The 13,743-nt window shown below is 54.5% G+C and carries 13 protein-coding genes; 11 read left to right on the top strand and 2 right to left on the bottom strand.

Features of this window, described 5'->3' with window-relative positions:
* The first annotated feature begins 6 nt into the window (after nt 1-6).
* The gene (locus M2334_RS11555) at nt 7-771 is read left to right on the top strand and encodes a class II aldolase/adducin family protein (RefSeq protein WP_264605482.1); all 765 of its coding nucleotides are present in this window, start codon (nt 7-9) and stop codon (nt 769-771) included.
* A gap of 156 nt (nt 772-927) precedes the next feature.
* Nucleotides 928-2,292 (top strand): aminomethyl transferase family protein, encoded by a 1,365-nt coding sequence (locus tag M2334_RS11550; protein ID WP_264605481.1) that lies wholly within the window; start codon nt 928-930, stop codon nt 2,290-2,292.
* A 175-nt stretch (nt 2,293-2,467) separates the two neighbouring features.
* On the opposite strand, the gene M2334_RS11545 is transcribed toward M2334_RS11550, so the two are convergent.
* Nucleotides 2,468-2,911, bottom strand: a complete 444-nt coding sequence (locus M2334_RS11545) for a hypothetical protein (RefSeq protein WP_264605480.1) — start codon at nt 2,909-2,911, stop codon at nt 2,468-2,470.
* Nucleotides 2,912-3,106: 195 nt separating this feature from the next.
* On the opposite strand from M2334_RS11545, the gene M2334_RS11540 reads away from it, so the two are divergent.
* From M2334_RS11540 to M2334_RS11500, 9 genes are all read left to right on the top strand, one after another.
* Nucleotides 3,107-3,445, top strand: coding sequence for a hypothetical protein (locus M2334_RS11540; RefSeq protein WP_264605479.1), 339 nt, complete (start codon nt 3,107-3,109; stop codon nt 3,443-3,445).
* Nucleotides 3,446-3,980: 535 nt separating this feature from the next.
* Nucleotides 3,981-4,484: a hypothetical protein gene (locus M2334_RS11535; RefSeq protein ID WP_264605478.1), complete on the top strand. Its 504-nt coding sequence runs from the start codon at nt 3,981-3,983 to the stop codon at nt 4,482-4,484.
* 165 nt (nt 4,485-4,649) lie between these two features.
* Complete coding sequence (locus tag M2334_RS11530) at nt 4,650-5,132, top strand: hypothetical protein (RefSeq protein WP_264605477.1); 483 nt, start codon at nt 4,650-4,652, stop codon at nt 5,130-5,132.
* 3 nt (nt 5,133-5,135) lie between these two features.
* On the top strand, nt 5,136-5,750 hold the full coding sequence (locus tag M2334_RS11525) for a hypothetical protein (protein ID WP_264605476.1): 615 nt from the start codon (nt 5,136-5,138) through the stop codon (nt 5,748-5,750).
* The gene (locus M2334_RS11520) at nt 5,740-6,102 is read left to right on the top strand and encodes a hypothetical protein (protein WP_264605475.1); all 363 of its coding nucleotides are present in this window, start codon (nt 5,740-5,742) and stop codon (nt 6,100-6,102) included. The genes M2334_RS11525 and M2334_RS11520 overlap by 11 nt, the downstream gene beginning before the upstream one ends.
* Nucleotides 6,089-6,586, top strand: a complete 498-nt coding sequence (locus tag M2334_RS11515) for a hypothetical protein (RefSeq protein WP_264605474.1) — start codon at nt 6,089-6,091, stop codon at nt 6,584-6,586. The genes M2334_RS11520 and M2334_RS11515 overlap by 14 nt, the downstream gene beginning before the upstream one ends.
* Nucleotides 6,587-7,186: 600 nt before the next feature.
* Entirely contained in the window at nt 7,187-10,090 is a 2,904-nt protein-coding gene (locus M2334_RS11510; RefSeq protein WP_264605473.1) for a hypothetical protein, read from the top strand.
* Nucleotides 10,087-10,533 carry a hypothetical protein gene (locus M2334_RS11505; RefSeq protein ID WP_264605472.1) on the top strand — a complete coding sequence of 149 codons (447 nt, stop codon included), beginning with the start codon at nt 10,087-10,089 and terminating at the stop codon, nt 10,531-10,533. Before M2334_RS11510 ends, M2334_RS11505 begins: the two co-directional genes overlap by 4 nt.
* Nucleotides 10,530-11,699, top strand: a complete 1,170-nt coding sequence (locus M2334_RS11500; RefSeq protein WP_264605471.1) for a hypothetical protein — start codon at nt 10,530-10,532, stop codon at nt 11,697-11,699. The genes M2334_RS11505 and M2334_RS11500 overlap by 4 nt, the downstream gene beginning before the upstream one ends.
* Nucleotides 11,700-11,910: 211 nt before the next feature.
* On the opposite strand, the gene M2334_RS11495 is transcribed toward M2334_RS11500, so the two are convergent.
* A complete protein-coding gene (locus tag M2334_RS11495) occupies nt 11,911-13,620 on the bottom strand; it encodes a restriction endonuclease (RefSeq protein ID WP_264605470.1) in 1,710 nt (569 codons plus the stop codon).
* Nucleotides 13,621-13,743 lie beyond the last annotated feature (123 nt).

The following is a 13,743-nucleotide window of genomic DNA, read 5'->3' as shown; positions in this document are numbered from 1 at the left end:
AGAGGCGTGCAGCGAAAGAAGGATCACATGATGGCAAATGAAGCTGAGTTTGCAGAAAATGCCTTGAGGGTAGACCTTGCGGCTGCTTTCAGGCTGGCCGCTATGTTCGGGTGGGACGATGCGATCTTCACGCACATGTCCGTCCGGATTGGCGAGACCGACACATTTCTGATCAATCCGCTCGACCTTATGTTTGAAGAAGTGACTGCCTCGTCCCTTCTGAAGATCGATCTCGAGGGCCACAAGATTGGCGACCAGAAAGGTGTGGTCAATCCCGCTGGCTTCGTCATCCATTCCGCCATTCACGCGGCGCGGCACGATGCGCGGGCAGTCATCCATCTGCATACACCTGCCGGGCAGGCCGTCTCAGCGATGAAATGCGGACTTTTGCCCTACACGCAGACCGCTATGATCGCGAGCGCAGGCGGGATCGGCTACCATAGCTTTGAGGGTATCGCGACGCGAGACGATGAGAAGAAGCGGATCGTCGCTGATCTTGGGAATTCAGCGGTCATGATTTTCCGAAATCATGGGACCTTGGCGACGGGCGCGAGTGTTGCGGACGCTTTTTCGAGAATTTACGCGCTGGAGCGCGCTTGTCAGGCGCAATGCCTGATGAGCGTGGGGTCTTTGGATGATCTGCTCGCTCCGCCTCCAGGCGCTGCTGAACAAGTGATCGAGGATTTGCGCGCCTTCTCGGGAGCGGGCTCGATGCTGTGGCAGGCATGGTTGCGCAAGCTTGACCGACTGGACACTGGCTTCAGGTCCTGAGCACCGCGCGCATCGCTTGTGTCAGCAGTAATTTTGCGACCGGTGTGACGCCAGAAGGCGGGTCAGACGCCTTTGTCAAACTCCCTGTCGCGGGCTTGAAAGACAGGGAGCCGCCTTTCGCGATAGCCATGGCTTATCAGATATTGGAGTGATCATATGGTAGCGAATTTGCAGGAGAAAATCGACCGGGCCGGTGGCGCGCTGCCAATGCTGCGCAATTCGGAGGCGGGTCTTTATGTTTTTCCGGTCCAGTCAGAATTCACCAATTGGCGGATTGAGCAGCACGCATGGCGCGAAGGCGTCGCGCTTATGGACCAGTCTTTCCACATGGTGGATCTCTATGTGAAGGGGCCGGATGTTTTCCGGTTCATTTCGCAATTCGCTGTCAACAGCTTTGAAAAGTTTGGCGAAGGCAAAGCCAAGCAGTTCATCGCCTGCGCCGAGAGCGGCTATCTCATCGGCGACATGGTGATCTTCGGCCTCGCCGACAACACGGTAAACCTCGTCGGCAAGCCAAGCGTTGCAAACTGGATCGAGTATCAGGTTTCCCGCACGGACATGGACGTTTGGTGCGAGCGTGATGAGCGCACCGTCAACAATGCTAAACCCCGCAAGAATTTTCGCTTTGAAATTCAGGGACCCAAGGCTTGGAAACTTCTGGAAAAGCTGAATGGCAGCGCCGTCGATGTTCCGCGCTTCTTCCAGATGGGCACCATCAATGTTTCTGGGCGCACATATCAGTCCTTGCGCCATGGCATGGGCGGCGCCCCTGGCCTCGAATTCTGGGGCGACTTCGATCATTATGATGAAGTGAAAGCCGCCATCCTTGAAGCTGGCGTCGAGTTCGATCTCAAGCAGGTCGGCGCCCGCGCATATTCCAGTGCTGCTGCGGATTCCGGCTGGATGGCCTGCCCGCTTCCCGCCTTTTACTCCGGTGACGACTGTCGTGCGTTTCGCGAATGGCTGCCTGCCAATAGTTTCGATGGCGTTGTCGGTCTCGGCGGCAGCTTCGTGTCCGATCGCATCGAGGACTATTATTTCACCCCTTGGGATCTGGACTATGGTCGCCTGATCCGGTTCGACCATGACTTCGTCGGTCGTGATGCGCTCGCCAAGATGGAGAAAGAGACGCACCGCAAGAAAGTGTCGCTCGTCTTCAACCGGGATGACCTGGCCACTCTGTATCGCAGTCAGTTGACGCCCGGCCAGAATGGCAAGGCGATGGAACTGCCCCTCGCCCATTATGCCGCCTATCCTTACGACACAGTGCTGGACAAGCAGGGCAATCAGGTGGGTGTATCGACTTACACCGCGTTCCTTGCGCCCGATGGCGCGATGGTATCCATCGCATCGGTTGATGAGGCCTTTGCTGCCGAAGGCACCGAATTGACCATCGCGTGGGGCGAGAAGGATTCACGTCGGCCAAATGTAGAACCGCATGTTCCATTCGAGCTGCGGGCGCAGGTGAGTGGGTGGCCTTTCTCTGAGAAGGCCAGGGAGTCGTATAGGTCTGGCCGCTGATCTGAAGTCCGAACCAATATTTTTTGGGTGGCTTGTCTGCTGGCAGGCAAGCCACACCTCTTTGCCTTGATCGAAGCATCGCCCCGGATGCTCGCCAGTCTGGCAGATGTGATTGTTAGGTGGCCGCGAACATCGCGGAAGCCCTTACTGCCCGAGGCTCCACGCGGCGACTAGTCTAGCCTCTGGCAACACCCGCGCGGGAAGCACTGGCCTTCTTGTTCTCCCTGCGCCGCTTGGGAGGCACGGTGGAAAGGGTGGCGGCGTAGAGGCTGAACAGCATCGCAAGCGTCGAGGCAGGCTGGGCCGGATGGCCATCCCCCGTGACTGCGTCGAAGATGCCAAAGGCCAAAGCGATCCAGAAGACCGCACGGGCGAAGCCGCTCTGTCCGTAAGGGGAGTCCCTGCGCAGGCCGAGCGAGAGGGTTTCTGAAATAGCAATTATTGCGATGAAGATGCTCCAGAACCAAGTCCAGTTCTTGGTCATCAGGATTACGCCGCAAATCCACAGGAACGCGCACAGCCGCCCAAAGGCCCATTTGGTGCAGCCTGTCTCCTGACAAATCTTGATGATGATGGGCCAGAAGATTGTCTTGGCTAACCACGCGTCTAAGCGCTCCACGTCTCAAATCTCCACAAGGTCAGGCGTGATTGTAGCCTGCTGAGCAGGATAGCAGCGCGGCCTAGCGTTAGCCACCGGTGCGCTCGATGGAGGTGGGACCCCTCAGGGCTTTTGAGCGGACCAACTCACCGCACCCCGGTTTCCAAATGTTCTCTTTATGTTCTAAAAGCTCTCTCCATCGATTCGAGGCGAGCTATGAGCATTCAGATCATCACGGACCACCAGTCACTTCACGTTACCGGAGACATCCAGACTGTCCTTACACTCCCTTCAAGCGCTTTTCGCTACTGGGTTAGCCTTTCGGACGGAACGTTGCTGGAAGGGCGTCATAGCGGCTCAGAACATAGTTTCCGAGTGGCGACAGAGGGCGCGGGCTTGACCCGCATCGACGGCCAGAGGATCGAGCACGACTGGAGGGTGGAATGGGCCGCCGTGTCGCTCTTTGAGGCTGCCGCGCTCGCTGAACATACACCGGGGCCTTTGCCGCTCTTTGATGGCCTGCAGGATCTCACGGACGACGACCTGCCTTATTGAGCGATGGCCCGCTATGCGAACGGCCTCAAGGTTGCCATGCGTATCTTTGAGGCGGCAGCTTGGCACTACTCGGTGAAGCCGGTGTGTGGCCGTTGCGGGCACCATGCCCTATTCCATCCCCATGGCCTCTGGTGGCTTTTCCAGCGCAAAGGTTGGGACGACAGTTGTCAGCTGCCGCCATGCGGTTTCGGTGCATCCCGTGCCTGACGACGGAAGGGAAACCTGTCCGGCAAGCGCGATTATATCTCGCAAAGGACGCGCCCACTGTCGTGCTGGCTATGCCTGATGAGCGGAAATGGAAGCGGGCGTTGAGCCGGTTTAGATCATAACGTTCGTTGGTCGCCGCAACGAATGATCTAGGCGCTGATCCCAGCCCATTGGCCGGTCCGGGCCTTCCGCACCCGAAATTCCTCGCATCTGTGAGCACCGCTCGATTGCGCCAGGAGTGTACCCGAGCGCCCAGCGCTCGCAGGGCTATGACGGAAAGGTTTTTCAACGTCGGCCGATTGCAATCAAGCCGATGAAGGAAATACCCATGAAATATAAGAATGCGTTGTACCGCGCAGAAGAAGCGCGGCTGCTCGACGCCGTGCGCGCTATTGCGGCTGTGACGGGCTGGGCGCTTGTTGAAGATCCCAGCCTCATCCGTATCCGCGATACTTACTGCTTCTACGTGGCGCGTGCAGACCTGCTGGTTCTGCCGTCCGTCGACGGGTGGCCTGCCGGCCTTGTGACGACCCAGAATGAGCTGCGCTGTCGTGCGCTGCTGATCAACGCGGGACGCTCGATGGGGGGTGACCCCACGCTCTATGCCCAACTGCGTCTGTGCGCAGGAGGTAGGTTCCACGAACATAACTGTCTGCGTCTCTGGCTCGATGAAGCGGACGGCCTGTGGCTGCTGAGCGACCCCGACATGGGCGAGCCCGAACTGGTGGTCTTCCGACTGGGACCGACAGGGCCGGTTGCCGCAGCGCCACCATGGCGCACTGACGTTGAGCTGCAGGCTGGATTGGCAAGTGCCAACAGGCTCATGCCCTGACGTCATACGCAGGGCTTGGACGAGAGATGAAGCGGGAAGGGAGGTCCAGTGGGTCAGGTGTTTAAATGAAAAACTGAAGGCTTTCGCGGGTTGGCCCACCCGCGAGCCTGGAAGGAATAGAGAATGCACTTATTACCAGCGGCGTGCTTCGATGAACGTCATCCCTTGCTGCCACGCCCCAGCAATATCGTGAAGAGCCAGGTCTTCGGCCTCGCCAGACTGCTCGATGGTCAGGTCGATCTCTCACCTGCTGGCAGAGCCCTTATCGATGCAGGCTGCGTCCACATGCCGCATGCCCGGCTCGTGATCCTTGGCACCAGTTGCGCGAGCCCGTTGCTGCGCGATGAAGCTGATCAGGTCGGCCGACTGCTCGGTTGCGACATGCTGCTGCTGCGCTGTGAGGCAGGGCAGGGGATCAGGCTCGATGTTTGCCTGACGCACAAGGATGGCTGGCTTCAGGCCTATCTCCCTTGGTGCGGTAATGGCGAGCTTTGGCTCGTGCCTAGTGAAGCAGCACTGCACCCAATCGAGGTGGCAGGCGGCCTCTTCGAGCGCGTCCATTTTCCGTTCGCAAGCGCGCAGGCGCGTTCGGCTGGGCTGGACGCGGCACATCGCGCCCTTTCTGACCTCGCGCGTTGGAGCATCTGAACCATGGCCAACAAGAGTATCCACGCCAAGCGCGTGGCTCCAAGCGGTCTCGACTTCGTGCCAGTACCAGGCGGCCCTGACAACTTGACCTTCGGCGTCTCACGCCGGCAGATCGGCGTTGGACCGATACAGACGGTTGGCCAGTCAATCTTGCGCCGGCTGTGTCCTGGAACAACCGTCGCGATTACGGAAGCCTGGCAGCCGAGCTGCTATCGCTGGGACGTGCTCTTGCCGCCCGATGCACCGGAGGTGTGTCGTGACCCGAAACGGCTCTGCGACCTCTACGAGGAACAAGCCTGTCCTGGTTTGAAAGATTTAGCCGTCATGGCGACTTTGCGCTTTCCCTATCCAGGGCCGCTGCATCATGTCTGGGAGCAGGTCCGCGCATTTGCCTATGAGCGGCTGTGCATCGAGCGTCATCTTGCGGTGGTGGCAGCCATGCATCTGCCCGTGCTGGTCGGGTCCACCAACCCGCCACATGTGCATCTGATGATGCCAGCACGGGAGCTGTGCAGCTTCGGCTTCTGCGAGTTCGTGCGGCCCCTCGCGACCGACCAGGGCAAGCAGATCCTGGCTGATGAGCTCGCCCAGTGGATGCCGGCGTTCCTTGACGCTTAAGTCAAAGCGCAAGGCGGGAAAGCAAGACAACCCGCACATTCCAAGAAGGAAAAATAAGATGCTTGTAGTCAGTGCCGAAATTTGGCCCGGCGGTGATCAAAGCCGCGCCTATCTGGTCGGCGAGATCACGGCTGCCAATAAGAGTGATCTCTCACCAGTTAGTTCATATTCCGTCTCGATCAGCCAAGGGCCTGCGCCCGTCATCGGCATCGAGGGTTGGGAGCGAGAACTCACCCTTGAAAATCATCACCGCGCCGAAGGCGTGTGGACGCTCGTTGCTGCCATCCTCAACGCCGTCGACTGTGCCGGATCTGGGGCGAAAGAACAGGAGCTGCCCGATGCCAAAGGATGATTCTTACTGGCCACCCATCCAGCTTGTCCGAGCGCTTGCCGGTCGAGGGGAAAGGGTGATTGACGAGTATCAGCTGCTGGTCGATCAGGCCCGTGCGATGCTGGCAAGTGAAACCCTCAAAGAAGAGGACATCACCGCCTATTCATGGGAGCTGGAGGAAAGTCCGGCGTCTAATAAGCCGCAGAGTATCTGGGTTGCATATCTGGATAGCTATGTGACGGGGGCGGGGCTCACAGTCACACTCTACGTTTCGCTTGCTCGCAACGGGTCCGAATTGCGGCGGATGCTCTCGCGGATGCTCAGCCGAGACGAAGCTGACGCCGCCACAGTCGCACAAGGGTTGAACCAACTGGACAGGCTTAGACCTGGCGCGTCTGCCCTTGTGCCGGATAGTGTGAGGAAGAGGCTTCGTGCGCTAGAGAGCGGCGAGGATGACGCGGCGGTGTTCACGTTCCTAGGGCAGACTCATGTAAATTATGGGTAGAGGTGAATTTGCGGGGGAATAGCTCTGACGATTTTGCGCGACTTCATTTGTCCAAAGGGGTTTCACTTTCATGTTGGAACGTGCCTGTTCTCTCGCCGCAGCAGGGGTGTGGATAGAGGGCGCTGTACGCTTGAACATGGTTCGGCGGAATGAGCGGCTCAACCGCGATCAAGGTAACCATTTCCGCTTTGTCGGACAATCCCGAACGGCGGCTTTTGGAGTGGTCATCTTACATTTTTTGCCGTTCGTTCAGACTGACGAACTGGCCATTCCTCGGCGAAGATGATGTATCTGTGTAGAACCGTCGGTTCCGTCCAAACGCGCAGCACCGTATCTCGGGCAATCATCCAGAAGCCTATTTGAACTAAGTGGGAGTGGCGCGTTTGCAAATTTCCGCGCAAACTTATCCAACCCCCAATCGTTGAGTGACGAGAGGAAGGCTGGCGGGCCGTAACGACTATCGCCTAGTTTTCTTGAAGAACTGCGGACGTCAATTGGATGATTATAAGCCAAATCAATTGAGACAGATCTATTTCCAAATTGTTGACACCATTGTAGCATTACCTGACCGGGGCAATTTGATAAAATGGGGTTTTGCGAATGGTAGCAGCTAATCTGGTTTCCATTCGCTCGGTAAAAAATCCTAAAACGCGAGATCTTTTGAGGGGGCTGCTAAGTCGCAAATTGGCTCCAGGTGAAGTACGCCTTATTTTGTCGAAGCTATTAGATGATATCGAGTGGGATGACCTTATCACGATAGATACGTTGTTACGGTCGGATCGTCTGTTTCAACATGTAGAGATTGCTTCGGAATTTCCTTCCGATTCCCCGTTTCGAAGCATTCGCGCTAACTCTCTCGTACCGCCAGAGCCGATAACGCTTTCTTATATAGCTCATCGCATCGGGGCGAATCTTAGCAACATTTCTGCGGCCATAAGCGGATTTAGGGCGCTGAACGTAGCGATATTCTCGCGAGACGACGCATCGATCGTAACCGCAATAAATTCCGTACTACAAACATCAGGCCACTCTCTAACGCTTCTTCGTAAAGCAGCCTTTGTGTTGGGCTTTCTACCCAAAGACACTTTATCCTACCAAATCTGCTCGAATTTGACAGCTTCCTATGGCGCCAAAGAGCGGAATTTCGGCGTCATGGCGACATTGGATGCAATTGGAGGAGAGTTTAACTACCTTGACTTGAAATATCGATTCCGCGATTTCGCAAGTCTCGAGTACGGTGTGACCACATCTCGAAAAATCTCTCATTTGTGCTTCTACCCCATCGCCCGAAGGCGAGATGATTTTGTTCCCTTAGTATCTGCGTCCTATGCTGTCAGTGCGATTGACGCACTTTTTGCTATCCTAGTCCACCAGGATCTGGGTTTTGATACATCCCGCCTCGAACTTCAGCCGGAGCTTCAAGAGAGCTGGGCCGAACTGGCTGCGTACCCACTCGACGTCTTTGAGTACTTTAAACGTGGCGACAGCTCCGCAGACTCAAATGCCTTTCGCGCTGCGCCTGCTTTTTTAGAAAATCCTGCATTCAGAACGCTTCGTGCCTCTCTCCAGCCCCTCTATGATTTACCAGAAATTCGAGACCGTGAACAACGGGACCTAACTTTTCCACAGCATTTCTTTTCAGGGATCAATCGCTTAGACCAGCTAATACCGGTTCACACTCCGCCGATTGCGGCTCTTCCAAAGCGTTTCGATAACGAAGCCGCCGGTTACCTTGCGCGGAGTTGTGCTGTCGTGTGGGTGTGCGAGCAGAACCCCGATTTCTCTCAGATGACCGCCGAAAGCATGGCATGTTTGATGGGGCGAACTGCGGACATAGATAGATTGTTGTCCACCAGCACCTTGCGAAATGCTGTTGCGACCGCAGCAGATCCCTTTGTTAAATTAATTCTTCAGACCCTATTGAGGGCGCATAGCTCTGCAACGAAGGACAGTTTCAATTTCAAGTCGTTGTTTCAACAGTATGTCCGAGAACATCATGGCGGAAATATTTTATCGTTCATCGAGAAGGTAAGGCAACTAAATTCAAATATCGTTCAGTACTATATTGAACTTTTAGACGAGACGTTGCTTAGCCAGATGGCATTTTTAATGGAGTCTTCAAATTCGATTTATGAGACGCGTGCTCAGTTATTAGAGTGGTTTGCAGACTTCAGTGGGGATGCCATCATACGTGACAAGGCAAAAGCATTGCGCCTCGACCGAAAAATTGCGGCTGTACGAGGCGCAATTAATGAGACCCGCATTAATATCGATTCCGTTCGGTTTCGCCAATGGATCGAACAAAACAAGCTGACCGAATTTTCCGATTTCATCCGCCAAAAGGCACCCGATCTCCCTACATTGGCAGATGTTACAGATCGCTCCAAGGTGCAGACTTTGTTTTTGGCAGCGCATCGCGAGCCGCCGTTGCGCGCAATGCTCGCGTTTGTGGAGTGCTACTCCGAATTCTGTAAGAACGCGGACTATGGGATTGCGTCATTTCTGGGCCGCCGGATCCGGCATGGAACACTACGTGGCACACTACTCAAAGACGTTACCGACCGTGCGGACGTGGACCTTCAGCAAGGCGTGCTCGATCAGTATCAGAATTGGGTCCGCGAACTATCTGCCTCGATCGATAGCTTCGCTTCTCGACTACACTTTCAAGACAAGAGCGCACATCGAGATGCTATCATTAGTGCCGACATCGATTCCGTCCCGAAATGGCAAGTTTGTCTCGTGGGCCTCAAGGCTATCTTCGAGCAAGCACAGAAAGACCTTGGCATCCTAGACATACCAGTAATGATCGAGCAATATTGCTGGTACATATTAGAGTATGAACTTTCGGGAGTACAGGCAGCTATATTTGACGCAAGATCTAAGTGGGGCACGCTCAAGCTGCGGTATAATGCTTACGATACTGCCGCTGCCCCTTTTGAAAGATTGGTAAACATAACGCTTAGCGACCATTTTAATACGGTGAGTTCTTGGTTCAGGAAACCACCGAATATATCCCCTGTTGCTGAATTTGGATATGTTCTTGAGGTAGTACTGAAAGAAGCAAGTGATGAGTATGCGACATTCACACCCGAACTCAAACTGGTTGGAGCGCACGATCTGCGCTTGAGTGGTGCAATTTACTATCATGTTTACGACGCCCTCACGATCGCCGTACGCAATGCTGCTAAGCATGGGAATCATCCTGGGCGGTTGGTGATACAATCGAGGATTGACGATGCAGGGCAAGGCCAAGCGCTTAGTATCAGCGTGAGCAGTCAGTTGCGGCAAGGTGACTCGGTCCACTCGGCGAAAAGTAGTATCGCGCGCGCGACAATAGGCGGAGCGATTGGCGCTGATGTCACTGAAGGCCTGAGTGGCATTAGGAAACTGATGAAAATGAAGGCCGAACGGAGCCTTCTAGATTTCGCGGTTGATGGGTGTCCTGCCGAACCCAATGGCCTACGGTTGGATCTGCGCTTTGCCTACACCGGTCTCGTGGAATGAAAATTCTGATCGTCGAGGATGACAGCTTCAAGTTAGAAGCAATCCTGTTTTTGGTGAACAGAGTCGCGGAGATGGCCGAAGTCAAAACAGCGATGTCGCTGCGAAGTGCGATGACCGCACTTGAGGAGGGTATCTTCGATCTCGTTGTTCTGGACATGGCAATTCCAAGCCATACCAGCGACGTAGGCGCGATTGACACATACTCTCAGCCTGTGGGCGGCCTTGATGTTTTACTTTTTCTAGCCACCATGGAGCGTGCCGAGCGCATTGCAGTTCTGACCCAGTATCCCACAATTGAATATAATAGGAGCCATGTGCCGCTTCGGGAATTTATGAGCGTCCTTCACCAGGATAGCGTCACAAATGTCGATGCTGTAATATTGTTTTCTGACGACGGGACGTGGCGAGATACGCTGACGGGGCTTTTAAGGGTATTAATGTGAGAATTCTGATTGTCGACGACGATGATGCGAAGGTCGAAAGCATCAAAGAACTAATTACCATAGCAATTCCTGATGGTGGTGCTGAGATAGTTCGCACAGAGACGATCAATGACACCCTTGTGAAGCTCGGCGAAGGTCGTTTCGATCTGGTTGTAGTGGATCTTATGCTTCCTCAGATCCGCAACGGTGACCCTGTGGATGCGACCAATCAGTGGTGTGAGCTCATTGAGCATGATTTGGTCGGCCGAACGGCCTCGTGGATTGTAATGACAGCCTATGCTGAGATAGCTGGTTTAGCGCGTGAGAGCTTCGCACGTCACAATGTGGCGGTAATCAAGTACGAAACGTCAAGCAGATGGGATGTTCCATTCACCCAAAAACTGCGTGAAACCTATTCAACTCGGCCGCTCGACTTTCTAATCGTTTGTGCACTCGAAAAGGAGCGGCAGGGGTTCGTTCACACGAAAAGCATACTCGGCGAAAAGAGCGTAGTGGTAGGGCTAGACTGCCAGCTAATTAGTATTGGCAAGTTTAGAGGAATGATCGTCGTGCAACCCGGGCCTGGTATGATCAGTGCTGCCATGGTGACTACAAAAGCTCTTATGACATTTCGTCCGAGTGCCGTCGCGATGTCGGGGATTTGTGGCGGTCGTGAAGGAGAAACGGAACTTGGCGCGCTCATCGTGCCCGATCTCAGCTGGAATTATCAAAGTGGCAAATTCATTGCAGGCAAGCTTACCCCCGACCTGCTGCAAGTTCAAATACCGCCAAATGTTCGCACGCGGCTGATTCAAAAAGCCAATTCTGAATATTCGAAATCTCTGCGCAATGGTTTATTACATTTGGAGTTGGTAAACGCGCCTATCCAAGTTGGCACGATGGTTTCTGGATCCCAAGTTGTAGCAGATCCTGCTGTTGGCGCGCTCATTGCAGAGCAGGGCCGGAAGGTTATTGCTCTCGATATGGAAGTGGCTTCGATGTTACTCACTGCACGTGATTTTTACGACGGCGGGGGCATCATCTTCGCCGCGAAGACTGTCGTAGATTTAGCAAATCCGCACAAAGATGACCGTTACCACGACTACGGCTGCGCAGTTTCAGCTCGATTCGTCAGCGAGGCGATCAACGAGCTATTGAGCTTTGACGCCTCACATGTCGCTTTGTAAATTACCAGTTCGCGGGTCGCGGCCGATTTTCACATTGGACCAGCGACACCTTTAGTCGTCAATTGCAATTAGAGCCGACCGAAAATAACAAATGCTGTCTTGCTCAGCGAGATGAACGAGGGCTGGTCTCTACGAATGCAAATGCCCTGGAAATGAGCACTTTGTCGGCGATTGCAGTTTTAGCATTTCATCGAATTGAAGACTGACTAACTTAAGCAGACGCCAACTTTGCCGCCGCGATATCGATGTTGGCTGCGAAGCCATGGCGCTCAAGCATATGTAGCAAGTTGGCGCCGTTCATGAGGGTGATAGGCTTACCGTTCATGAATTTGTAGGCGTCGGGGCCATAATCGGCAGTGGTCACAAGTATTCCCCGCGACGCTCCTTCATTCATCATCGTGCCATAAAGATCACGCACGGCTGAGACGCCGACCGTTCGAGTGTAACGCTTTGCCTGAATGACTATTTTGCCGCCGGTGATCGGATCCGGATCGAACGCAACCGCGTCGACGCCACCGTCACTGGTCGATTGCGTGACCTTGACCTCCCCACCTCGCGCCGCAAACTCCTTTTCGAACAATTCCCTCACGAGATGTTCGAAATCTTCCCATGACATGGCAGCAAGGTTCGTGCCCTGATCGAGCGAACTCGCGATTTCGCGCCCGTCCACAAAGCGCCGATCCTCAGTGTCTAGCTCCATCACCGGTGCAATCGGGGCGAGCGATGCCAATGAGGCAGCGGACACACCTTTCAACGATTTGAAGCAGGTTTTGGGCTCGACACGAGCAAGATCGATCCCGCAAAATGTCGGGCGATCCACGAGGAGAGACAGCAGACAGCTCCGTTTCTCCAAGCCCGTTGCTGGATCAATGAACGCCACAAATCCATTGAACAGAATGGCATCAATATTTCCGGCGTCGTCCGCCTCGAAAAGCTCGTGAACTGTCCGGAGGCAGATTTGATAGGCTACAGCCTCGAAATTAGCCTTCCGATCCCGTTCGCCGATCAATGTCTCGTTGAGTTCGCCCGTCGACTTGACGAACTTCACAGCTTTCGTAGCGGGTAAACTCTCGATCGAGGGCAGATCGTAGGCTAGTTTCATGAGCTTGCGTGGACGGTCATACTGCAGCAGATAGGATTTCTCGAAAAGGCTGTCGTAATCCGAGCGCTCAAGTACCAGTGATGCATGCTCGATGACGGCTTCTTCGTCACCGCTCGCCACGGCGCTCGCCAGCCGATCAACCTCGGCATGAGAGGCTGCCTGTTCAGCTTTGAACGCATCTTCTCGCGCCTTGTGATCCTCCCAGAATATCTTGCGCCGACCTTCCCATTCATTGACTGAATGAGTCAGCACTTCATTGCGATGGACTTCTGAGGCATGCCATTCTTGCATCGCGACCGCATGTGCGTCTTGAGCCTCCGAGAGAATCGCTGCCTTCTTACCGAAGAGCATTTGAAAGAAGCTGACTGTCGGCTCCGTGTAAGTGGGCGACAGTGCTGCGGTGCTCGAGGGCTTTGGCTCGGGAAAGCTATTCGGATACTCATATTGCGACCGGTCCTTGAGGGTTTCCCAGTCGATCGCATCATCGACGCGCAATGTATGAGCGAGGATTCCGTTCAAGGATTGAAGTTTCTGGATCGCATCGGCAGTCAGTTCGTCGGCTGCAGCTTGGCCGGACAGCAAATTCTGTCGCTTCTGGTAGGTTGCATACTTGTCGTCCCAGCCTGCGATCAAGGCATCTAGCTTACTTTGGAGAATGAAGATTTCTGGAGCGCTTACTTCTTTGTGAAGGTTCAGTTTTCTGTGCCGAACATCAATATAGTATCGCAGAATACGATCACCGCGCGCGCTCCATCTAGCATCGAGAGCCCCCACAACGATATTTTCCAGGTTGTTCGATTGTATCGTGACGCTATCCACTTGTTCCCCCAGATCCGTATGTGAATTATCGGCGTCATGGCCATTTTTGAATGAGCGATGCGTTCAATGGCGATGACAAATATTCCTGACTTTCGCGAAATACAACGTTGCTAACCTCAAATC

The organism is Sphingobium sp. B11D3D, from assembly GCF_025961755.1.
Lineage (GTDB): Bacteria > Pseudomonadota > Alphaproteobacteria > Sphingomonadales > Sphingomonadaceae > Sphingobium.
The sequence above is the reverse complement of the archived record's forward strand: the minus strand, read 5'-3'. Positions and strand labels throughout refer to the sequence as shown.

Coding starts and splice junctions, on each gene's coding strand:
- M2334_RS11535 (WP_264605478.1), top strand. CDS start 3,981: ATGAAATATAAGAATGCGTTGTACCGCGCAGAAGAAGCGCGGCTGCTC.
- M2334_RS11525 (WP_264605476.1), top strand. CDS start 5,136: ATGGCCAACAAGAGTATCCACGCCAAGCGCGTGGCTCCAAGCGGTCTC.
- M2334_RS11550 (WP_264605481.1), top strand. CDS start 928: ATGGTAGCGAATTTGCAGGAGAAAATCGACCGGGCCGGTGGCGCGCTG.
- M2334_RS11540 (WP_264605479.1), top strand. CDS start 3,107: ATGAGCATTCAGATCATCACGGACCACCAGTCACTTCACGTTACCGGA.
- M2334_RS11505 (WP_264605472.1), top strand. CDS start 10,087: ATGAAAATTCTGATCGTCGAGGATGACAGCTTCAAGTTAGAAGCAATC.
- M2334_RS11510 (WP_264605473.1), top strand. CDS start 7,187: ATGGTAGCAGCTAATCTGGTTTCCATTCGCTCGGTAAAAAATCCTAAA.
- M2334_RS11515 (WP_264605474.1), top strand. CDS start 6,089: ATGCCAAAGGATGATTCTTACTGGCCACCCATCCAGCTTGTCCGAGCG.